The 21,408-nt window shown below is 70.2% G+C and carries 15 protein-coding genes; 2 read left to right on the top strand and 13 right to left on the bottom strand.

Annotated elements, in window-relative coordinates:
* Positions 1–60: 60 nt before the first annotated feature.
* Complete coding sequence (locus ACFQV6_RS36350; protein WP_378032221.1) at positions 61–1,689, bottom strand: methyl-accepting chemotaxis protein; 1,629 nt, start codon at positions 1,687–1,689, stop codon at positions 61–63.
* Between the two features lie 416 nt (positions 1,690–2,105).
* Between ACFQV6_RS36350 and ACFQV6_RS36345 the strand changes: the two genes are divergently transcribed.
* Complete coding sequence (locus ACFQV6_RS36345; RefSeq protein ID WP_378032220.1) at positions 2,106–3,047, top strand: phosphotransferase; 942 nt, start codon at positions 2,106–2,108, stop codon at positions 3,045–3,047.
* Here the strand turns inward: ACFQV6_RS36345 and ACFQV6_RS36340 are convergent.
* From ACFQV6_RS36340 to ACFQV6_RS36295, 10 genes are all read right to left on the bottom strand, one after another.
* Positions 3,037–3,900, bottom strand: coding sequence for a TIGR03620 family F420-dependent LLM class oxidoreductase (locus ACFQV6_RS36340; RefSeq protein WP_378032227.1), 864 nt, complete (start codon positions 3,898–3,900; stop codon positions 3,037–3,039). The genes ACFQV6_RS36345 and ACFQV6_RS36340 overlap by 11 nt on opposite strands.
* A gap of 117 nt (positions 3,901–4,017) precedes the next feature.
* Complete coding sequence (locus tag ACFQV6_RS36335) at positions 4,018–4,794, bottom strand: inositol monophosphatase family protein (RefSeq protein WP_378032219.1); 777 nt, start codon at positions 4,792–4,794, stop codon at positions 4,018–4,020.
* Between the two features lie 86 nt (positions 4,795–4,880).
* Positions 4,881–5,360, bottom strand: a complete 480-nt coding sequence (locus ACFQV6_RS36330; protein ID WP_378032218.1) for a hypothetical protein — start codon at positions 5,358–5,360, stop codon at positions 4,881–4,883.
* Positions 5,361–5,726: 366 nt separating this feature from the next.
* Positions 5,727–7,568, bottom strand: coding sequence for a family 16 glycoside hydrolase (locus tag ACFQV6_RS36325; protein WP_378032217.1), 1,842 nt, complete (start codon positions 7,566–7,568; stop codon positions 5,727–5,729).
* 389 nt (positions 7,569–7,957) lie between these two features.
* Complete coding sequence (locus tag ACFQV6_RS36320; RefSeq protein WP_378032216.1) at positions 7,958–8,851, bottom strand: ABC transporter ATP-binding protein; 894 nt, start codon at positions 8,849–8,851, stop codon at positions 7,958–7,960.
* Complete coding sequence (locus ACFQV6_RS36315) at positions 8,848–9,606, bottom strand: ABC transporter permease (protein WP_378032215.1); 759 nt, start codon at positions 9,604–9,606, stop codon at positions 8,848–8,850. Before ACFQV6_RS36315 ends, ACFQV6_RS36320 begins: the two co-directional genes overlap by 4 nt.
* Positions 9,603–10,391 carry a class I SAM-dependent methyltransferase gene (locus ACFQV6_RS36310; RefSeq protein WP_378032214.1) on the bottom strand — a complete coding sequence of 263 codons (789 nt, stop codon included), beginning with the start codon at positions 10,389–10,391 and terminating at the stop codon, positions 9,603–9,605. Before ACFQV6_RS36310 ends, ACFQV6_RS36315 begins: the two co-directional genes overlap by 4 nt.
* Positions 10,388–11,365 carry an ABC transporter substrate-binding protein gene (locus ACFQV6_RS36305; protein ID WP_378032213.1) on the bottom strand — a complete coding sequence of 326 codons (978 nt, stop codon included), beginning with the start codon at positions 11,363–11,365 and terminating at the stop codon, positions 10,388–10,390. The genes ACFQV6_RS36310 and ACFQV6_RS36305 overlap by 4 nt, the downstream gene beginning before the upstream one ends.
* A 66-nt stretch (positions 11,366–11,431) precedes the next feature.
* On the bottom strand, positions 11,432–13,360 hold the full coding sequence (locus ACFQV6_RS36300) for a putative bifunctional diguanylate cyclase/phosphodiesterase (protein ID WP_378032212.1): 1,929 nt from the start codon (positions 13,358–13,360) through the stop codon (positions 11,432–11,434).
* A 148-nt stretch (positions 13,361–13,508) separates the two neighbouring features.
* The gene (locus ACFQV6_RS36295) at positions 13,509–16,445 is read right to left on the bottom strand and encodes a M36 family metallopeptidase (RefSeq protein WP_378032211.1); all 2,937 of its coding nucleotides are present in this window, start codon (positions 16,443–16,445) and stop codon (positions 13,509–13,511) included.
* A gap of 269 nt (positions 16,446–16,714) precedes the next feature.
* Between ACFQV6_RS36295 and ACFQV6_RS36290 the strand changes: the two genes are divergently transcribed.
* Positions 16,715–16,921 carry a hypothetical protein gene (locus ACFQV6_RS36290; RefSeq protein WP_378032210.1) on the top strand — a complete coding sequence of 69 codons (207 nt, stop codon included), beginning with the start codon at positions 16,715–16,717 and terminating at the stop codon, positions 16,919–16,921.
* Positions 16,922–16,924: 3 nt separating this feature from the next.
* Here the strand turns inward: ACFQV6_RS36290 and ACFQV6_RS36285 are convergent, their stop codons facing one another.
* A complete protein-coding gene (locus ACFQV6_RS36285; protein ID WP_378032209.1) occupies positions 16,925–19,075 on the bottom strand; it encodes a molybdopterin oxidoreductase family protein in 2,151 nt (716 codons plus the stop codon).
* 718 nt (positions 19,076–19,793) lie between these two features.
* Positions 19,794–21,218 (bottom strand): cellulase family glycosylhydrolase, encoded by a 1,425-nt coding sequence (locus ACFQV6_RS36280; RefSeq protein WP_378032208.1) that lies wholly within the window; start codon positions 21,216–21,218, stop codon positions 19,794–19,796.
* Positions 21,219–21,408 lie beyond the last annotated feature (190 nt).

The raw sequence follows: 21,408 nt of genomic DNA, 5'->3' as shown, positions 1-21,408 counted from the left end.
GGTGCAGGTCGGGGCGGGGCGGTGCAGGTCGAGGCGAGGCGAGGCGAGGCGAGGCGAGGCTCAGTACGTGAAGCGGGCGAGGCTGCCCTGTAGGGCGCTGGCGATGCGGGCGAGGTCGTGGGAGGTCTGGGCGGTGTTGGCGGCGGCGCTGGTGGTTTCGCCGGCGGCTGCGGCGACGGCGGAGACGCTTTCGCTGATCTGGGAGGAGCCGGCGGCTACCTCGTTGACGTTGCGGCTCATCTCGGTGGTGGTGGCGGTCTGCTGCTCCACCGCGGCGGCGATGGCTGACTGGGTCGCGTTGATCTGCTCGATGATCTTGCTGATGTCCTCGATCGCCACGACCGCGGCCTCGGAGTCGCCCTGAATGGTCAGGACCCGGGTGGAGATGTCCTCGGTGGCGCGGGCGGTCTGCTGAGCCAGCTCCTTGACCTCACCGGCGACCACGGCGAAGCCCTTGCCGAGTTCACCGGCTCGCGCGGCCTCGATGGTGGCGTTGAGGGCGAGCAGGTTGGTCTGCTCCGCGATCGTGGTGATCAGCTTGACGACGGCTCCGATCTCGGTGGAGGAGGCGCCCAGCTTGTTGAGGATCTCGCCGGCCTTGGCCGAGGCGGTCACCGCGCTGGAGGCGACCTCCGCGGCGCTGGAGGTCGATCGGGCGATCTCGCCGATGGACGCACCGATCTCGTCGGAGCCGGCTGCGATCGTGGTGATGTTCATGCTGATCTGCTCGGTCGCCGAGGACGCGGCCTGGGCCTGCGCCGAGGAGCGGTCGGCCGACTCGTTGACCAGGGCCGCGACGGCGGCCAGCTCCTCCGACGACGAGGCGAGGGTGTCCACGTTGCCGCCGATGTCGCGCATCGCGCCGCTGATGCGCTCCAGCGCGGTGTTCAGCGCCCCGCCCATCCGGCCGACCTCGTCCGCGGTGTCCACCGGCAGCCGGCCGACGAGCTCGCCACCGGCGACCCGTTCCAGGACGGTCACCGCGCGGCCGAGCGGGCGGGCCACCGCCCGGCTGATCAGCACCACGATGATCGCCGAGAGGATCAACGCGGCCACGACGATGCCGCCGATCGTGATCGCGGCACCGGAAGCCGCCTCATCCGACTCCTGCTGTGTCTTGACCGCGAACGCGTCCTCCATCCGGATCAGCTCCTCCAGCGCCCCGTCGGTGGCGTCGATGAAGGGCTGAGCCTCGCCGGCACGCACCTCGATGAACCGGGCCACGTTGTTCGCGAGTGCCAGCGGGATCATCTGCTCGTCGCGGATCTGCCGGTAGCCGGCCACCGCCTCCTCGAACGCGGCGATCTGCGTCTCGCGCCCCTCGGTGCCCGTCGACTTGTAGTTGGCGAACTGGGTGTCGAGGTCCGCGTCCACCGCGTCGATCTTCGCCTGTGCCGCGTCCCGGCCGGCCCGGTCCGGCGTGAGCATCATGTTCGCCAGCTGGAACCGGAGCGAGGTGACCGCGTTGCTGGTCTTGCCGAGGTAGTCGATGGCCTTGAGGTTGGACGCGTACAACTCCTTCATCCGGTCGTTGGCGGCCCGCACCTGCAGCACACCCACCACACCGATGATCACCGCGAGCGCGCAGACCACGGCGAAGCTGAGGAACAGCTTGGCGGCCACCCGCAGGTCCTTCACCGGGCTGAGCAGGCCTCGTGCCCGTGGCGCCGCCGCGACATCGACCGTCATCATCCGCTCCCCGTAGCCCACAGGGGCCAATCCCCCCAGAACACTCGAAACGTACAACAGCCGCGTGCGCGAACGCCGGGGAACGCAACCGTCGATGAAAGGTCTGCGGAATAGCGGCGACTGACGTTGATCCATCCGGCCGGAACGTGTCGCCGAGTGCCGGGAATCACAAAGTCGAATGCGCTGGGGCCGCAATTCCCGGGTGTGCCGAAGGCGCCCATCAACGCGTTGCGGCGAGAACCGATCGGTGTTGCCGAAAAAGGGTTCGCGGCCTTGATGACACCGGCCCCGGCGCGTCAGCGGTTACGTCGATCGGCTCCCGGGGGCCACCGGGATCTACGTTGTTCCGGAGGCCGGCGGACAGGGGATCACGGGGATCTACGGTGTTCCGGAGACCGGCGGACAGGGGATCACCGATGACTGACACGATGATCACGGGGCAAGCCGCTCGGGCGATCGCCACCACGGTCCTCGGTCGTAACCCCGGACCGATGGCCGCCGTGGAGAGCCTTTCGCATCAGGTTCACGTCGCCGCCGACATCGTCGTGAAGATCATCGCAGCGGAGGAGCACACCCGCCTCAGCCGGGAGATCACCCTCGCTGCAAAGCTGCCGGACGGGCTCACCGCACCGCTTCTCGGCAGCGGAACCCACCTGGTGGGCGGGCACGAGGTGCGGTACGCCTGCTACGTCCGCGCGCCGGGGGCAGTTCCCGGCATGGGACTGCCGGACGTCGATGAGGCGATGGCGTGCTCATTGGCGGAGCAGGCGGTACAACGGCTCCACGCACTGCACAGCTGGGCTCCACGAGGGGACGCCGAACGGATCCTGCGGGAGCCGCTCGACCACGGCGGCTTCGTCAGCAAAGCGGCGTTGCTGGCCGAGATCGAGGGTGTCGCTGCCGCGGACCGCGACGGCGTCGTGCCGTTTTCTCTGCTAGCGGGGCTCACGAGGATTGCCGGGAGCGCACCTCAGCACGCTCGCGCCGATGTCCCGGTGCACGCGGATTGCCATTGGGGTAATTGGCTCGCGGTGGACGGGAGGCTCACCGCACTGCTGGATTTCGAATGGGCCCGGTTCGGTGAGCCGATGGACGACTGGTTCTTCGTCATCGCCGACAGCGGACCGCACCTGCCGGCGGTTCTGGACGTGGTCGCCCGGGAGACGTCGACGTCGCCGGACACCCTCCGCGCCGAGTGCGAGGTCCGGGAGGCGAACCATCTCGCGTCCGATATTCGCCTCGCGCTGTCCGACACCCGTACGCATGCCAGGCTCTTGACCCAACGCCTGACCAGGCTGACGGAAGTGATCATCGACCGCGTCTGGGAGGCCGGTCCGGGCGGACGCGCTACGAGGTGAGCCCGAGCAATCCGGCCAGCTGCCGCCACTCGGCGCGCGGCAGTGTGGTCGGCGCGCCGGACTCGATCAGGACCTGCACCGCCACGTGATCGCCGCCCGCTTTCAGGTGGGCGTCGACGCCGGCGCGGACCCGCTCGGGGTCGCCCCAGATCACCGCGGAGTCGATGAAGCGGTCGCTGCCGTCGCCCGCGAGGTCCGAGTCGTCGAGGCCGAATTTGACCAGCTGCCGGGTGTAGTTGGGCAGGGCCAGATAGAGCCGCAGCGCCTTCCGGCCGCCGCGGCGGGCGGCGGCGGCATCGGTGCCGAGGAAGACCTTCTGCTCCGGGACGAGCAGCGGGCCGGCGCCGAGGATGCGGCGGGCCTCGGCGGTGTGTGCCGGTGGCATCAGGTACGGCAGGGCGCCGGCGGTCAGCTCACCCGCCGCCTCCAGGGTCTTCGGGCCCAGGGCGGCGATCATCCGCTCCTGAGCGGGCACCCCGGACAGCGGCCCGGTGAGCAACTCGCGCAGCCGGCTCAGGGGGCGGGTGTAGGACTGCCCGCGCGACTCGGCCGTGGGTGCGTGCCCGGAACCGACGCCGAGGTAGAACCGCCCGGGGAACCGGTCGCTGATGCGCGCGTGCGAGGCCGCCAGCCGCTGCGCGTCGCTGGTCCAGATGTCCACGATGCTGGTGCCGACCACGAGCGCGCTGGTCGCGGCGAGGACCGCTTCGGCCAGGCCGAGATCGTCCGCCGGGCTGCCGCCGACCCACAGCGCCCCGAACCCGAGATCCTCGATCTCACGCGCCGCTTCGGCGATGGCGGAGGCGTCATCCGGCCAGATTCGCTCGGGCGCCCAGAGTCCATACCGTCCCATATCTCGCACAGACTGATTCTGCCTCAGATGGGCGGCACGTGCTGATCCGGCTCGCCCAGGGCGCTGCCGCACAGGGCGCAGCCGAAGTCGCCGTCACGCGTCAACTGTCCGGCTCGGTCAGGTTGCCGCGCGGACCAGCTCGGACAGGGCGGGCCACAGGGCGGGGGCGGCGCCGATGGTGAGCTCGGTGGTGAAGTCGGTGCCGTGGCCGCCGAGGGTCACGCCCGCCTCCCGGGCGATCAGGGCGCCGGCGGCGATGTCCCACAGGTTCGTGTCGAGGGCCACGCCGCCGTCCAGGCGCCCGGCGGCCTGGTAGACCAGGTTCAGCGCGGCGGGGAGGCGGCGGATGTCGCCGGCCTGCGGGAGCAGCTCGCGGATCACCCGGCCCGCGCGGTCCTTGGTACGCGGATTGGGCTGAAAACTGACGCCGACAAGTGCCTCGTTCAGGGGCGGGCCGCTCGACGCCGAGATCGGCTCGCCGTTCAGGAACGCACCGCCGCCGTCGACGGCGCTGAACGTCTCGTCCGCGGCGGGATCGTGCACGACGGCGAGCCGGGCCTGCTCACCGTGGTACAGCGCGATGCACACCGACCACGGCCCGGTACGGCTGACGTAGTTGCGGGTGCCGTCGAGCGGGTCGACGACCCAGGTCCAGCCGCTCGTACCGGCGCGGCCGTGGCCCTCCTCGGCCTGCACCGCGTCGTCGGGCCAGGACGCGAGGATGGCGTCCACGATGAGGCGCTCGCTGGCGATGTCGACGTCGGAGACGACATCGTTGGCGTGCGCCTTGGGGGCGCCCATCTTCAGGGTGTCGCGCCGCTCGAGTTGCAGCCGGCCGGCGCTGACCGCGAGGGCGGCGACAAGGTCGCGTGCGGCGAGAAGATCGCGTTCCATCACGGGTCAGGCTATCGGATGGGGACGGCCGGTGCGGGCTGCGAGCGGCGGGGCGTTTTGCGGGACGAGGCAGAGCGGGGTGGGTGTCAGCGGTTGTCGCGGCGGGCCTGGCGGCGGGCGCCGGAGGCACGGGTCGAGGCGTGACGTTTGCTGCGGTCGGGGGTTTTCGGGCGGCGGTCGTGCTGCTGGGGCTTCAGCTTTTTCACGGGAGGAGGCGGGACGGGCGGGCGTACGGGTTCCGCCAGCCGCTCGGCTCGCAACGTTTCCGCGCTCTCGTGGGCCACGGTGGCCAGGCGCGTGCTGACCGCGGAGAGCAGTTCCTCGAACACTTCGGCCTTGGCGCGGCGGCGGGCGTTGCGCGCGTACGCCTTGCCGCGGCCGCCGGACTCCTCGATGCGGGTGGCGGCTCGGCGGCGGTAGTTCTTGACCTGCTTGTTGCGCGCCTTCCGAACCCTGGTGTGCAGCTCGATGAGGGCGTCCTCGTCCAGGGTGGTCAAGCGATCAGGGTCCGCCTCGCGGACGAGCGCCAGTTCCGTCTCGGTCAGTGATCCCAGAATCGCGTCCATGCTGCCACCATCACCGACTCTCCGCGGCAGGTCCTCATTCGCTACGGATGACCTTTGCGGGCGCGGTGGGCCGTGGCGGGTGAGTGGGCGCGGTGGGCCGGTGGCGAGTGGGTGGGCAGCTCCGCCCGGCGGGCGCGGTGGGCCGTGGCGGGTGAGTGGGCGCGGTGGGCCGGTGGCGGGTGAGTGGGCGCGGCGGGCCGTGGCGGGTGAGTGGGCAGCTCCGCCCGGCGGGCGCGGCAAAGGCCTGCGTTGCAGGTGATCGCGTGGGCGGTGGAGAGCTGAGCGAAACGCGTACAAGAAAAATGGTCTTGATCTTGAATGGGGTCAGGCCCGGCCGAGGAACCGGCCGGGCCTGAGCAGAATCGGTCAGAGGGAGACGACGCGGCCGCCCAGGGTCACGACGAGTTTGCCGTCGGAGGCGAAGGACCAGGCAAGGGCTCCGGTGTACGACGTGCAGCGCGATCCGTTCGAGCCGGACCAGAATTGGTTGGAGGCGTCGGAGTTGCCGATGATCCGGTCGTTGGTGCCGCTGCCACTGCGGCAGGACGTGTTGTTGCGGAAGGTTGAGGAGCCGGCGTCGAAGTTGAAGTTGCGCTCGGCGTTGTCGATGCTCAGGTTGTTGGAGATCGTCATGCTGCCCGGGTTGCTGTTGTAGGTGAACCCGTGCTTGCCGTTGTTGTAGGCGATGCTGCGGCGCACGATGTGGTTCACGCCGATGTCCTCGCCGCCCAGCTTGTAGCCGTTCCGGTCGCCGTTGCCGGCCTGCGAACCGTCGGTGAGAGTGCCGTTGCGGTAGGCGATCGAGTCCTCGATGGTCACCACGCCGATCGGGCCGGTGTCCGACTTGGTGTAAAGGTCCCAGCCGTCGTCGATGTTGTTGTGCGACACGGTGTAGCGGAAGACGTTCCCGGAACCGACGGTCAGCTTGGCGGCGAAACCGTCGGCGTCCTCGCCGTCGGAGTCGGCGTTGTCGTGCGACTCCGAGGTGAGGACCAGGTTGTTCGCGGGCCACTGCGAATTCGGAGTGTCGGACGCGATCCGGGAGATCTGAAGACCGCTGTCGCGGTTGAAGCGGGTGACCGTACGCTCGACGATGTTGTTGCTGCCGCCGATGAAGATGCCGTTGTCACCGGCACGCTCCACGATCAGCCCCTGGATGTGCCAGAAGTTGCCGTTGATCGCGAGGCCGCGGGCCGTGGTGGCTTCCGCCTGGGCGGAGAAGTTCAGGATCGGCCGCTCACCGGGGTAGGCGAAGATCTTCTTCAGGGCGCCCGAGGAACCGTTGTTACCGGGGGCGATGGTGATCGTCGAGGCGGAGCTGTAGGTGCCGCCGCGCAGGTAGATAGTGCCGCCCGCGGCAATCCGGGTGATCGCGGAGGCGAGGGTGGTGGGTGCCGCCTCGGTGCCGGCCGCGGTGGCTGAGCCGTTCGGGGCGGCGTAGAGGGCGTTGCTGGTGGGCGGCGGGGTCGATGTGGAAGGGCTCGGGCTGGTGCTCGGGCTGGTGCTCGGGCTGGTGCTCGGGCTCGGGCTCGTTGACGGGCTCGGGCTGGTCGTGGGGCTGCTCGTGGGCGGTGTTGTTCCGCCTGTCGTGACGATCACGTCGTCGAAGCCGGCTGAGGCGTAACCGGTCTGCAGCCCGATCCGCCCGGTGGAGGCGATCGAACTGGTGCCGGTGCCGACGGCGGCGCCGTTGACGCTGCCGGTGATCGAGGTGCCGGTGACGCTGAGGCTGAGCGTGTACCAGGAGCCGGTGGCCACGGTGCGCGACGAAGTGCCCAGCACGGTGATGTTGCCGCTGTTGACCGCCTGCAACTGCGCCTGGTTCGAGGGCAGCAGGGCCAGCCGGTAGAAGGTGGTGGAGCTCTTCGCCCTGGCCAGCAGGCCGACGAAACCTCCCGAACCGAAAGCGAGCGGCTTGACCTTGGCGGACACGGTGTAGTCGGTCCAGGACGAGTCACCGGCGAAATCGCGGGCGTTCTCACTGCCGGCGTTCGTCTGGCGCAGCGTCTGCGTACCGTCGGCGACGACCGACCAGGTGCCGCCCGACTTCGACCAGCCGCTGGTGCTGCCCGACTCGAAGTCCGCGCTGAACGCGGTCGCCGCCTCGGCGCTGGTCACGGTGGCGATCAGCGCCGCGGTGATCACCGTGGCCATCCCTCCGGCACCGGCCAACCGGCGCAGCCGGCGGGCACGGGGATTTGCAGCCATGAATCGATTCTCCTGTCGAGAATGGGGTTCCACCGGGTGCGGACGCGAATGCACGGCATTTCTTGAAAAGCGCCCTGAAGTGGGGATCCGGCGGGGTCCGGGGACGGTTATTCCGACTTGAAATCTGCCACCGGCGATATCTTCACGTCAACGAAATCCATTTGCAGGTTTGTTGCAGTAACGGGCCGGCGCCAGCCGGCCGGCTCAGCTGGCACCCAGCGGGCTGTTTCGCGGCCCGAGGCACCGCTCAGCGCCAGCCGGCCGGCTCAGCTGGCACCCAGCGGGCCGTTTCGCGGCCCGAGGCACCGCTGAACGCCAGCCGGCCGGCTCAGCTGGCACCCAGCGGGCCGTTTCGCGGCCCGAGGCACCGCTGAACGCCAGCGGCCGGCTCAGCTGGCACCCAGCGGGGTGTCGCCGGATTGGCTCTTGCCTCGCACGCTGCCTGGGACCTGTGGAACTTCCGCCGTGGCACGGTGGTTCCCCGAGCGCAGTTCACCGGCAGGGAACTGGTCACCGGCTGAGAGAGGCGCACCGGCTGAGAGGAGCAGGTCGTGCAGGTGGGCGACGCACTCCGCCACCGCGGGCAGGGCCGCGCTGTGCCCCAGCGACCGTGGCCTGCCGATGTCCACGTCAAGCACCTCCCGCACCCGCCCCGGCCGCGGGCTCAGCACCACCACCCGGTCCGCCAGCAGGACGGCCTCCTGGATCGAGTGGGTCACGAAGACCGTCGTGGCCGGGCGGGCCAGATGCAGCTCCTGCAACTGGGTGGCCAGGTCTTCGCGGGTGAGGGCGTCCAGCGCCGAGAACGGTTCGTCCATCAGCAGCACCCGGGGCTGCTGGATGAGCGCACGGCACAGGGCCACTCGTTGTTGCATGCCGCCGGACAGCTCGTACGGATGGCGGTGGTGAAATCCGGCCAGCCCGACCGCGTCGAGGAGCTCTGTCGCGCGGGCCTCGTGGGTGTGGCGCGGCAGCCGGGCGATCTCCACCGGCAGCATGACGTTGGCCAGGGCCGTGCGCCACGGCAGCAGCGCCGGTTGCTGCTGCATCAGCGCCACGTCGCGGGTGGGCGCCCGCACCGGTACGCCGCCGATCGTGATGGTTCCGGACGTGGCCGGCAGCAGGCCCGCGATCAGGCGCAGCAGCGTCGATTTTCCGCATCCGGACCGGCCGATGACCGCGACGAACTCACCCTCCGCAATGTCCAGGTCGATGCCGTGCAGGGCGGTGACCGCGCCGGACCGGGCCGGGAAGGTCCGGGACACCCCGCGCAGCGAGATCATCCGCTGATCGCCCGCGCCCACGGCACGAGGAGCCGTTCCAGGGTCACCACCAGGTAGAACAGTGCGGTGCTGAGGAGGGCGAGCAGGGCGATCGCGGCGAACGCGAGAGGCGTGTCGAACGACATCCCGGAGAGCACGATCACCGCGCCGAGCCCGCTGGTCGGGTTGTTGATCTCGGCGACCACGGCGCCGATCACGGCGAGTGAGATGGCGACCTTCAAACCGACGAACACTTGCGGCAGTGCCCAGGGCAGCCTGATTTTGACGTACGACTGGACGACGCTCGCCGACAGTGAGCGGCTCAGCTCCCCGAGCTCGGCGGGCGTCGAGCTGAGTCCCGCCATCGTCGCGACCACGACCGGGAAGAAGCAGATCAGCACCACCAGCACGATTTTCGGCCGGGCGCCGAAGCCGAGCCACACCACCAGCAGCGGGGCCACCGCCACCTTGGGCACCGAGTTGAGCGCGACGAGCACCGGCAGGGTGGCGCGTTCCAGGGCGCGCCACGCGGTCAGCAGCACGGCCAGCAGCAGGCCGGTGACCACCGCGATGCCGAACCCGGTCACTGTCGCGGTGAGCGTGGCGCCGGCCTCGCGCAGCAGGTAGCCGGGTTGCCGGCGGAACGCGGCGACGATGTCGGGCGGTGCGGGCAGGAAGAACGTGCGGATGCCGAACACCGCTGTCGCCGCCCACCAGAGCCCGATCGCCACCACGCTGCCGGCGAGCGGCAGCACCCACGACCGGGCGCGTGTCACCGGCGGCGCCCCGACGTGGAGTAGGTGAGGTGGCCGCGGATCACCAGCCGCGGGTCGGTCGCCAGGGTGCACAGGCGTTCCAGTTCGGCCTCGGTGAGCCCGGCGGCGAGCAGCCCCGCGCCCACCTGCGCGACGTTCACCGCGATGAGCAGGCCGCCCGCCGTGCCACCGGCCCAGGACTCGGCGCGGATCTCGGTCCGCACGCCGGTGAGGCCGGCGGCGAGCATGGCGGCGTGCGTCCGGCTGCCCCAGGACGGGTCGGCGCCGTTCGCCGGGAGCAGGCGGTTCACCACGATGCGGTGGTAACGCTCGACGAGGGCGGCGGCGGCCGCGTCGGGGGCGTTCAGAACCACATCGGGGTACGCCGAAACCCAGTCCTCCACCAGCAGGATCCCGTCCGGGGCCAGGGACTCGGCGAGCCTGTGCAGGATCTCGGCTCGGCGGGGCAGATGGGCCAGCACCAGGCGCGCGTGGATCAGGTCCCACGGCGGTTCCGGGATCGGGTCGGTCATCAGATCGTGGCGCATCACCGCGTACCCCTGATTCACCGGCAGGTGGCGCGGGTTGAGATCGGTGGCCAGCACCCGCCCACCCGGCCCGGTCAGGGCCGCCAGCCGGCGCGCGACGCTGCCGCCGCCCGCGCCCACCTCCAGGCAGCGACGGCCGGTGAGGTCGCCGGCGTCGGCGAGCCGCGCGAAGGTGAACGGGTCGAGCATCTCGGCGAGGATGTCGTGGCGCTGCTCGGCGGCCGGGTCGTCGTTGTCGAACGAGTACGCGGGTCTCATCCGGCCGGCACCATGGCGAAGTCGACGACAGCGTCCGGTGTCAGGCCGGACCCGATCAGACCGCCGCTCTGGAGGGTGGCGAGGGCCTGGCTGACCCGGGACTTGTCGATGACGCCGGAGGGTTTCACATACGGCGCCATCAGGGTGATCTCGCCGACGGCCGCCGTCACGTCGGCCGCGGGCTGCGCCTTCTTCAGGATCTGGGCGGCCTCGTCCGGATGGTCCAGGGTGTACTGCAGGCCTTTGAGCGCCGCGTCGCGGAACCGGCGGGTCAGGTCGGGGTTGCCCTCGATGACCGAGACGGGTGCGATCAGCCCGTTGCCGAACAGGTCGGGCAGAAATTCGCTGTACGGCAGGACGACGGCCTTCTTGCCGCCGGCCGCCTTCTCGATGCCCCGCACCCCGATCAGGAACGTGCTGAGCGCGTCGACCCGCCCGCTGGCCAGCAGCGCGGGAAGCTGGGCGGGAGGTGCGTTGACCCACTCCACCTTGCTCGCGTCGATGCCGGCGAGTTTCGCGTACGCCGGGAAGAGCAACTGGTTCACCGACCCGGTCGCCGCACCCAGCTTGCGGCCCTCGAGCTGTTTCGGCTCGGTGATGCCGGAGCCCTCCAGGGTGATGATCGAGACCAGGGTCTGCTGGTGTATCGCGGCGATCGCCCGCATGTCACGGGCCTCGCCCTTGTCCGCCAGGATCCAGGTGCCGGTCAGGTCGAGGTTGGCGAACTGCGCCTGCCCGGCGCTGAGCACCTTGATGTTCTCGCCGGTGGCGGCGCCGAGCTGGATGGTGACGTCCAGCCCGGCATCGCGGAAGTACCCTTTGTCCTCGGCGACCCAGGCGAAGGCGTCCCGGCCGACCGCACCGAAGGCCGTCAGGTAGGTGATTTTGTCCTTGGCCGTGGTGGGCTCCGCGGAGTCTCCACAGCCGGAGAGCAGCAGGACGATTCCCAGAGTTACGGCACAGAGACGCCTCATCGCACGATCCCCCGCGTTGGCAAATCCAACGAAACGATACGCCTCGATGTGCATGATCGGTGCAGTTCAGGCGGGGGTCACCGCTTGACGCTGGTTCAGCCGCTCGGTGACCGCCGCGGCCGGCAGCGGCTTCGCGAACAGGTAGCCCTGGGCGACGTCGCAGCCGAGCTCGCGCAGCGCCTCCGCGGTGGCGCTGTCCTCCACGCCCTCCGCGACAACGGTCAGACCGAGGTTGCGGCCGAGCTCCACGGTGGATTCGACGAGCGCGTGGTCACTGCGGTCGTTCGTCATGTCCTGCACGAACGACCGGTCGACCTTCAGCTCGTCCAGAGGCAACAGCTTGAGGTACGTCATCGACGAATACCCGGTGCCGTAGTCGTCGATCGACGTCTTCACACCAAGCGCCCGGATCCGGCGCATCACCTCGATGGCGGTGGCCGGGTCGGACATCACGCTGTGCTCGGTGACCTCGATGCACAGCTGGTCGCCGGGTACACCGGTCTCCAGCAGCAGTTCCGCGACCCGGTCGGGGAACGTGACGTCGAGCAGGCTGCGGGTGGAGATGTTGACCGCCACCGGAACCCGGTGCCCGCCGTCCAGCCACTCCCGGGCCTGGTTCAGCGCCATCGCGAGAACCCGGTCGGTGAACCGGTGGATCAGGCTGGTGGTCTCCAGCACCGGGATGAACTCGCCGGGTGAGATCGGCCCCTTGACCGGGTGGTTCCAGCGCGCCAGAGCCTCGACGCCGGCGACCTCACCGGTGTCCATCGCGATCTTCGGCTGGTAGTGCAGGGTGATCTCGGCGCCGTTGTCCAGGGCCCGCCGCAGGTCGCCGAGCAGGGTCAGGCGGGCCGCGGAGTCCTGGCCGTGGTCACCGGTGAACCGGTGGAACCCGAACCGCTGCGCCTTGGCCTCGCGCATCGCCATGTCGGCGTGCTGCAGCAGCGTCGCCGCGCACTCGCCGGTCTGCGCGGAGGCGGCACCGATGCTGATCTCCAGGTCCACGGTCACGTCGCCGATCAGGAACGGCTGATCGAACGACTCGATGAGCCGGGCGGCGAGTGTCTCGCCGAGCCCCGGGTCGCCGTCGCGGAGCAGGACGGCGAACTCGTCACCGCCGATGCGGGCCACCACGTCCTCGTCGCGGACCGAGGCGCGCAGCCGCTGACCGGCCTGGATCAGCAGCAGGTCGCCCATCCGGTGACCTAGTTGCTCGTTGACGTCCCGGAACCCGTCGAGGTTGACGGTCAGGACGGTGGTCAGGTCGGCGTCGCGGTTCCGCCCGGACAGGGCGAGCTGGGTACGCGTACTGAAAGCCGTCCGGTTCGGCAGGCCGGTCAGCGCGTCGGTGGCCGCCATCGTCTCCACCTGCCGCCGGTGCGACCGGGTCGACCAGAGGAACAGGCCCAGCACGAGCAGCCCGACGGCGAAGCTGGCCAGGCCGCCCCACCAGAGCACCCGGGACTCGCGCTCGGCGGCCTGCTGGTAGACGGCGTGCTTGGCGAGGTGGTAGTTCATCTCGACCCGCAGATCCTCCATGACCAGCGCCGCTTCCGGCTCGATCCAGGTCTTGAGGGTGATCCGTGCGGCCTCGGTGTCGCCGCGATCCAGCTCCGCCAGGTAGCGGTCGATCGCCGGCTGCATGCCACGGCGCCGCTCGGCGATCCAGTACGCCCGGTACTGGTGGTCCTCGTCGGCGTCGACCATCCGGTCCAGCGCCGACCGCATCCAGGTCTCCACGGCGGGCAGCCGCTTGCGCTCCGGGCTGTCCGGCTCGCCGAGCGTGGACTGCAGCAGGGCGGTCTCCCAGCCGGCCAGGAACGCCACCTGCTGGTACGAGTCGGTGCGGCTGGCGTCGGCCGCCACCCGCTCGAGGATGCCGGTCTGCCGCCAGCCGCCGACCGCCGCGTAACCGCAGAGGCCGGCCAGCATGACGGAGAGCGTGCCGGCCACCCATGCCGACGACCAGCGCCGGCCCTTCCGGGTCGTACCCATTCCGCCTCCTTCACCGCCTCGTCACCCAGCGATCCAAACGCCATGATCGGCGCTGCGGAGGGCGGGATGACGTGCTGGAGCGGTGCAGGTAGGTAGCGGACCGAACCGGTCCCGGGCGGGCGGGCCGAAGCCCACCCACCCGGGTCGACTACCGGGTGTACGCCTGGAACTCCGAGATGCGGACGTTCCCGGCCTGCGGGCTGCCGGTCGTGCAGTCGCTCACCGCACGCGGGTCGGCGTCCTGCTCACCGGCGTAGTCGGGCGCGCCGGTGCACTGGTTGGTGACCACCTCGATGCGCAGGTGGGTCGCCGTCGTCGGCGGGATGTCGAACGACTTGATCTTCAGGTCGCCGACCCGGGGCCGCGGCTGGCCGGACGGGAAGACGTCCTTCTTGCTGACGAACACGGTCCGGAAGTCGGCCGCGCCGGCGCAGGCAACCGTGGCTGTCGCGGTGCAGGCGAGCACCTTGAACTGCCGCAGCGCGGAGAACCGGCTCTGCGTACCGGCGTCCGGGTCGCCGACGACCGGCGGGCGCAGCTGCGCGCTCACCTGGACCCGGCGGATCCGCTGCGCGTCACCGGCGAGGTCGACGGTGACCTGCTTGCCGGCCACCGGGCTGTTGAGCGAGGCCCAGTTGGTCGCCTCGTCGTCGTCGGTGATCCGGGCCAGGTTGATGCCGTCGCCGGTGGCCGTCGCCCCGCTCGTGGTGGAGGCGAGGTTGCGCGGCAGCTTGACGGTCAGCTTCTTGTTCTGGCCGGGCCACAGCGACGTGCTGCCCACCCGGGCGTGCCCGTGACCGGGTGCCTGGGCGATGAACCCGTACGAGCCGGCGATCATGCTGACCTGGTCGGTGAGTGGCGTCGCCGGGTCGGTGTCGGCAACCGGGACCGCGCGGGCCTGGAAGTCACCGGCGTACAGCTTCGCGCCGGCCACGACCTTGCCGTTCTCGTCCAGCGGCCGGAACGTGACAGTGGCCTCCTTCGCGTACGGCGAGGTGAAGCCGGGCTGCGGGTTGACGTCGCCGGCACCGTTGCTGAGCGCCGCCTCGCCGAGACCACGCTTGGCGAACGCGTTCCAGATCAGATCCTGGTTCTTGCCGCCGAAGCGGACCAGGTCCGCACCGATCAGCGCGTCCCGGGCGTCGACCTGGCTGTTGGCGCTGTTCGCCAGCAGCAGGAACGAGTCGAACACCAGCTGGATCCAGCGCCGGTTGCCCGGGCAGGAGGTGACCGCGACCTTGCCGTTGGCGCAGGCCTTCTGGAGCTTGGCCGAGCCGTAGCCGTACCGCTTGATGAAGGCGTTGCGGACGTCGTAGTTGGACGCGCTCCACACCTCACCGGAGGCGTGCACCTGCAGCCCGACGAAGTCGTAGTCCACCGAGCTGTAGTTCAGCGGGCTGTGGGTCATGTTGTAGTTGCGGATACCGGCGTTGTCGTCACCGGTCACGTACTCACCGATGGTGAAGCCCCGGCTGCCCTTCGGCGCGTAACCGTGCTCCGCCAGGTACTCCACGGCGAGCAGGTCGGACCAGCTCTCGCTCATGCCCTGCGGCGAGCTGAGGCCGCCGTCCGGGCCGGCGATCATCCGGTTGGTGATCGCGTGGGTGTACTCGTGGGCGATGACCGACATGTCGTAGTCGCCGTCGGCGCACGGGGAGTAGAACACACCGGCGATCGGCTGCCACAGGTACATGTTGGTGATCGGCGCCTGGCCGTCCGGCGGGGTGATCTGGTTGGCGTTGTTACGGGCGGCGAAGGTGGGCGGCCCGCCGCTGATCCCGCCGGCCTGCGCGTTGCCCTGCTCGGGGTCGTTCGCCAGGCCACCGGGGCGCAGGTTCTCGTCCTGCATGTTCCAGGTCGCCTCGGTGAAGCCCAGGTGGTACGACCAGTCGTGCATCCGGTTGTGCGCCGCGAACAGGTTCGCCCGGGCGGCGTCGATGTCGTTGCGGGCCGGGGTGTCGAAGGTCGTCGGCGCGCACTGCTCCCGGTGCCACTGGTTGGTCCACGGGTAGTTGTAGCTGCGGTCCGGCCGCGGCGTCGCCAGCTCGGTGCCGACGGTGAACGCGTCGCTGGAGTTCCAGTTGTGTACCGCGAAGGCGTTGTTGCCCGACGTCGTCTGCGTGGACTGGCCGGTGGCCGGGTCCACGTCCCAGGGCAGCGGCGAGGCGGAGGTGCCGACGACCTCGTCGCAGCCGCGCTCCGCCGTGAAGCACCAGGTCCGGCGGGTGTCCACGGACGAGTAGTCGGTCCGCGGCGAGTTGGGGAAGACCTCCCAGTCCGGGCTGTCGTCGCGGTGCGAGTCGACGATCTCCTCACGGACCAGGACCGAGCCGTCACGGGCGTCCACGTGCGTGGTGAACGCGACCGGCTCCGCCCCGCTCAGGTCGTCGCCGAGGGTCACCTGGTACGCCGCGCGCGGCCCCAGGTCGGCGGTCGGCACCGCCACGAGTTTGGTGTTCAGCACGGTCCCTTCCGGGATGCCGGCGTCGGCCTTGGCGATCCGCTCGGCGTCGGCCGCGGTGATCGTGGCGGGAGCGGGTGTCCCGGCGTCACGGGCGAGCGAGGAGCTCACATACCAGACCTTGCCGTCGCGCACGCCCACCGACAGCAGGCCGTCGACGCCCGCGGGCAGGTCGCCGAAACGCTGGCGGAAGATGACTGCCGCACCCTCACCGAGCGGTGCGGAGGTCAGCACCTCGAGGGCTGCGGCACCCTCCTCGGTCAGGCCGAGCACGTCGCGGTTGGCAGCGACATACGCCTTGGCGGCGGCCACCGGGTCCGCGGGCAGGCCGGCGGCGAGGGGTTCGGTGCGGGCGGTCAGCGCGGCCGGGGTGCCCAGCGCGTTCCACCGTGCGTGTGCGTTCACCTCGGCGGCCTGTGCGCGCTGGTCCGAGGTCGGCGCGACACGTCCGCGCCGGTTGTCCTTGATCTTCTGGTGGTTCTCGTCGCCATGTACCTTGACGCCCTCGGGAGCCCGGGCCGGGCTACCTGGGGCCGCGTTCCCACCGGATCCTGCGGCGAGCACAAGCACTGCTGCGACGAGGGATGCGGTGGTGCCCGCCAACGCACGGGATGGTGTGCGCACGGTACCTCCTTTTTGGACGGCCATTACCGGTCCCTTCGATCCGATCGCACGGACGGTGGAGGACGACATGGGCCGAACGTCCAGAATAGAGTCGGATCAATGAAACGATCATCGATCCCACCGGCCGTGGTCCCGGTCGGCCGGGACGGTGCTATCCGAGCGGCGTGACGCTCCGGTCGTACGGAAAATGGACGGAGATCTCACGCCACTGGCGCGACCGAACCGCGGTGTGGTCGTTTGGCCGGCGCGTAACCGGGCATAACGGGAGCATGAGCGACCCACAGACCCGCGACGAGCTGTCGAACACGCTGCCGGCGGACACCGACACGGAGCAACTGCGCAACGGCGGACCCGCGCCGGCGGACGGCGGCATCATGACCACAACCGGTGGCACCGCCGGACCGGCCAGCTTCCCGGACCGCCCGCGTTCCGGCCCCGGCGTGGCGAACCTGCCGACGGGCGACGACACGGAGTAGCGGTCAGACCGCCTTGACCTCGACCGGAATGCCGTTCAGCACGCTGTTGCCGGAGAGCGGATCGATCACCAGCTCGTCGGTCAGCACGTTGGAGTTGACGCCCGGATGCGCGGCCGCGACCGCCGTCCGGGTGCCCGGCAGGTCATGGCCCCAGCCGTGCGGAAGGCTCACCACCCCCGGCATCACACGGTCGGTGACCTCGACCCGGGCGGACAGCCCACCGGCACGCGACGTCACCTGAGCGTCGTCACCGTCGGTGAGCCCCAGCCGGGCCGCGTCCTGCGGATGAACCTGAAGCGTGCACCTGTCCCGGCCCTTCACCAGGGCCGGGACGTTGTGCATCCAGCTGTTGTTGGACCGCAGGTGCCGGCGGCCGATCAGCACGAGATCGTCGCGGTCCCGGTCCAGGGCGCCGCGCAGCCGTTCCGCCTCGGCGGCGATCGGCGGCACGCAGAGTTCGACGGTGCCGCTCGGTGTTTTCAGCACCTCCGGGATGCGCGGTTGCAGCGGTCCGAGGTCGATACCGTGCGGGCTGGCCAGCAGTTGATCCAGCGTCAGGTTGTAGGCGCCGGCGCGCAGGGCGACGTCGAGGAGCCGCTCGGCCGGGTTGTTTCCGCTGACCTGTTCCGCCAGGCCCGCTTTCTCCTTCGCCCGGGTCAGCAGCGTCGCGTGCAGCTCGTTTGCTTCAGCCTCCGCCCCGCGTCCGGAAGCGATCAGGGTGAGGTGGGCCAGGATGTCGCACTCGTCCATGCTTTCCGGGTCCGGCGGCAGCACCGGCGGCGAGTAGGCCGCGAAGTTGCGCACCGACAGGGCCAGGAACGAGAAGTCGTAGTGACCCTTGCGGGCCGGGTTCTCCGGCGGCAGGATCACGTCGGCGTGCCGGGTGGTCTCGTTCAGGTACGGATCGACGCTGACCATGAAGTCGAGCCCGGCGAGGGCGCGGTCCAGCCGCCCGCTGTTCGGTGTGGACAGCACCGGGTTCCCGGCGACCGTCACGAACGCGCGGACCTGCTCCTCCCCCGGCGTCTCGATCTCCTCCGCCAGGGTGGCGACCGGCAACTCGCCCTTGACCTCGGGAAACCCGCGGACCCGGCTCGTCCAGCGGCCGGTTCGGAAGCCGCTGCCGCCCGGCCGGCTGTTGCGGCGCACGTGCGGGGCGAGCGGGAACATCACACCGCCGGGCCGATCCAGGTTGCCGGTGAGCACGTTGATCACGTCGACGAGCCAGCTGGTCAGCGTGCCGAACTCGACGGTGCAGGTGCCGATCCGGCCGTACACCGCGGCGGTCGGCGCCGCCGCCAGCTCCCTGGCCAGCCCTCGGATCCGCTCCGCCGGAACATCGCACACCGCGGCCACCCGCTCCGGCGCGAAACTTTCCGCCAGCTCCCTCGTCTGCTCCACACCGCTGACGTGCTCCGCGATCATCCCCAGATCGACGAGGTTCTCGGCGAACAGCGTGTGCACGATCCCGAACAGCAGAAAGGCGTCGGTCCCCGGCCTGATGAACAGGTGCTCGTCGGCGTGCTCGGCGGTACGCGTCCGCCGCGGATCGATCACCACGAACCGCCCACCCCGCGCCTGAATCGCCTTCAGCCGCCCCGGGAAGTCGGCCGCAGTCGCGAGGCTGCCGTTCGACTCCCACGGGTTGGCGCCCAGCATCAGCAGAAAGTCTGTCCGGTCCAGATCAGGCACCGGGATGGTCAGTGGGTGCCCGAACAGGTAGCCGCACGACACGTGCTTCGGCATCTGGTCAACGGTGCTCGCGGAGAATATGTTGCGGGTGCCGACAGCCTTGAGCAGCGGCGTCAGGTAGAGCCCGCCGGCCATCGTGTGGACGTTCGGGTTGCCGACATACATGCCGATCGCGTTGCGGCCATGGCGTTCCAGGATCGGCCGCAGTCCGGCCTCGACTTCCGCGAAAGCCTCGTCCCAGCTGACCTCGACATGGCGGCCGTCGCGCTTCACGAGCGGGCGGCGCAGGCGGTCCGGATCGCTGGTGAGCTGCCCGAACGTCGCACCTTTCGGACACACGAAGCCGTGGCTGAACACGTGCTCACGATCGCCACGCGCGGCGACGATCTCGGTCTCGGTGACCGTCAGCTCAAGGCCACAAGCGGCCTCACACAACGGACATGTCCGATATGTCGTGCGCATCGGCGTCGCCAGCCCTCCGGTGGTTACTCGCCGGTATCCTCGCACGAATTTCAGGTGGGTGACTTTCTCACCCTTCCTTTTTCTGTACGGGCAAAGCTGCTCCGCCGCCGGCCCCGAGCGGGTGCACCCCGCCCCGAACTCAACGCCCACGCCCGGCCGCTCCACCCCGGCTGGCTGTTGGTGCTGCCTCGCGGGGCGAGAGGCAGCGCTGGGAGCCAGCCCGTTCCCCGGGCTGGCACTCAGCGGCGCCTCCCGCCCCGAAACACACCCCTCACGCCCAGCCGAGCGGGCCGGCTGGCGCTCAGCGGTGCCTTGCGCCCCGAAACACACCCCTCACGCCCAGCCGAGCGGGCCGGCTGGCGCTCAGCGGCGCCTTGCGCCCCGAAACACACCCCTCACGCCCAGCCGAGCGGGCCGGCTGGCGCTCAGCGGCGCCTTGCGCCCCGAAACACACCCCTCACGCCCAGCCGAGCGGGCCGGCTGGCGCTCAGCGGCGCCTCCCGCCCCGAAACACACCCCTCACGCCCAGCCGAGCGGGCCGGCTGGCGCTCAGCGGCGCCTCCCGCCCCGAAACACACCCCTCACGCCCAGCCGAGCGGGCCGGCTGGCGCTCAGCGGTGCCTTGCGCGCTGGGAAGCGCCGCTCACGCCCAGCCGGGAGGGGCGGCTGGGCGTGAGGGGGGTGGGGAAGGCGGGACCGGGCGGAGAGGAGATGGGGGTTAGGCGGGGGTGCAGGTGAGGGTGGGGGTGGGGTTGGAGCCGGTCCAGGAGCCGAGGAAGCCGAAGGAGGTGGTGGCGCCGGCGGAGAGGCGGCCGTTCCAGGTGGCGTTGCGGGCGGTCACTGTGGAGCCGCTACTGGTGATGGTGGAGCTCCAGTGGCTGGTGACGGTCTGTCCGTTGGCGTAGGTCCAGGTGACGGTCCAGCCGGTGATGGCCGAGCTGCCTGCGGTGACCTTGACCTCGCCCTGGAAGCCGCCGGTCCACTGACCCGTCACCGCGTAGGCGGCGGTGCAGGCACCGCTCGACGGGTTGCTGGGCGACGGAGACGGGGAGGACGGGGACGGCGAGGGGGAGGACGGGGACGGAGACGGGGAGGACGGGGACGGCGAGGGGGAGGACGGTGAGGGGGAAGGGGAGGACGAGGAGGACGGCGACGGGGAGGACGTGCCGCCGAAGATGCTTGCCTGCTTGGCGGTGGCCTTGATGCCGTTGGCGCCGTTGAAGATGCGTTCGCCCCAGGTGGTCAGCTGGGCGGCGTTGAAGTTGTTCGTCATGTCGAGGATCGGGTCGGTGTTGCCCGCCCAGGACCAGCCGAGGTAGCCGAGGTTGCGGGCGACCGCCTCGGACAGGATCGTCTCGTGGTCGACCTGGCTGGAGTCGAAGCGCCAGCCGAACTCGCCGATCACGAGCGGCCAGCCGCGGCTCTTGAAGTGATCGAGGTAACTGGTGATCGAGGACGCGGTGTTGAACACCGAGTACATGTGGATCGACAGCACAGTGTTGTCACGGGTGTCGGCGTCCAGCACGGTCTGTGCGTTGTCGCGCATCACGTACTGCCAGTCCTGGCCCCAGTTCGGCGCGTCGATCATGAGAAGGTGCTCGAAGCCGTTGGTGCGCATCTTCTGGATGGCCGAGACGGTGGCCGCGGTCCACTGGCCGGCGTTGGTGTTGCCGATCGGCTCGTTGCCGATGTTGATGACGACGTAGTCCTCCTGGCCGGCCAAGACGCTCTTGAGCCCGATCCAGTAGTCGGCCGCCTGGTCGAGGCTGTACGCCGCCGCGTCCTCGCCGTAACCCGTGGTGTCGTGGTTCTCCAGTACGCAGATCAGCTTGTTCGCCTTGCAGAGGCTGATCACGTTGGTCACGTCGGCGGCGCTGTTCGCGGTCCATCGGCCGCCGCTGAGCACGACGCGCAGGGTGTTGGCGCCGGCCGCCTTGATGTCGGCGAACGAGTTGGTCTGCCCGGCGTACCAGGTGTGCATGTGGTTGATGCCGCGCATCACGAACTTCTGGCCGTTGGCCTCGACGATGTCGGTGCCGACGACGTGCAGGCCGGTGGCGGCGTACGCGGGGGCGACGTGGAACAGGACGCTGGTGGCGGCCGCGAGGAGTGCGGCGCCGATGGTGGCGAGTCGGCGTTTCATGACCTACCTCTGGACGGGGGATGATGGGAGCGCTCCCAAGAGGGCCAACCCATTGACTCACGTCGTTAACGAGGGCGCAACGAAACGGCGAAAACCCAAGCCGCCGCAAAGAAAAGGACGCGCCCGTCCTGGCACGGGGGAACCGGGACGGGCGCGTCGCAATCCATGATCTTGGATGGTGCGGGATTTG

It is taken from the genome of Actinoplanes sp. GCM10030250, assembly GCF_042666575.1.
In the GTDB taxonomy this organism is placed as follows: Bacteria; Actinomycetota; Actinomycetes; order Mycobacteriales; family Micromonosporaceae; genus Actinoplanes.
The sequence above is the reverse complement of the archived record's forward strand: the minus strand, read 5'-3'. Positions and strand labels throughout refer to the sequence as shown.